Origin of the sequence: Pseudomonas sp. KBW05 (assembly GCF_003852405.1) — a bacterium.
Lineage (GTDB): Bacteria > Pseudomonadota > Gammaproteobacteria > Pseudomonadales > Pseudomonadaceae > Aquipseudomonas.
Map to the genome: position 1 here is coordinate 1 of NZ_QAJM01000037.1, position 1,066 is coordinate 1,066.

General features: G+C 53.5%; 1 protein-coding gene. It reads right to left on the reverse strand.

The features are described 5' to 3' along the window. Nucleotides 1–43: 43 nt before the first annotated feature. The coding region (locus DBR46_RS26280; protein ID WP_148090402.1) for an integrase core domain-containing protein at nucleotides 44–1,066 on the reverse strand (1,023 nt) is incomplete at its 5' end.

The following is a 1,066-nucleotide window of genomic DNA, read 5'->3' on the forward strand; positions in this document are numbered from 1 at the left end:
GGGGCATGTACGGGACAACCACATGGGTTACAAAAAAGTGCATTCACATAGGTGACACTTTGATTGAGACATAACCGTTCTTTGCATCTCTCGCGTTCACGTGCCCCAGAATCACTGGCCCGAAGATCACATTCCATACCCCATCACCGATCATTTCCATTCCGATGGTCTGGTGACAGAGCAAATTGCCAACATAAACCCGCATACCGCCTCGATTGATGATCCCGTTACTATCGGCCAAGTAACTCTCGATATGGCTCGCATAGGTCATCTCAGGTAGCGTTTCTGGATACAGCCGGGTTGATCGCGTGTAACAGTCGCCAGGCGTTTTCTGCCCAAGCGCCTCATGCCCACGCTCGTAATTGTAGTGCTGCAAGAAACGATCAAAGTGACGCTGCTGGGCCTCCCAGGCAACTGCCGATGGGTGAGGTAGCGTACTTTTCAGCGTTCGGTGCATTCGCTCGTGTCGCCCGTTCTGATCCGGACGACCTGGCTCGATTCGCTCGGGGATGATCCCAAGTCTCATCCACCAGATCGACAACTGTGAGAGCCCCGCTCGACTGGTGCTAGCAAATGGTATTCCGTTATCGGTACGAATGCGTTCCGGCAGGCCATATTCTCGAAAAACTCGCTCGAAGGTTTGCTGGGTTTCCTTGAAGTTGGTGCTGCCCATGCTCTGGCAAGCCAATAGAAACCGACTTGCGTGATCCATGATCGTCAGCGGATAACACCAAACCCCTGCACCGGTCAGGTACTGCCCCTTGTAGTCAGCGCTGAATAGCTGATTGGGATTTTCTGCCTTGCGCAAGGGCTTGGGATAAACAGCCACCCGCGGGCGCAATGGCCTGGGGGAGATCAAATCAGCTGCCTTGAGGATGTTGTAAATAGTCGTTTTCGAAGGCGGAGTCTGATCCGGAAAACGCTGCATAAGGCTGTACTGAATTTTCTTCGGACCAGGAATCGTCTCGCCAATCGAGCGAAGTTCGATGATTGCCTGTTTCACCGCCAGGGGAACGACATATGTTTGGTTATGGCGGCAGCGGCTACGCTCATCGAGCCCGCTAGG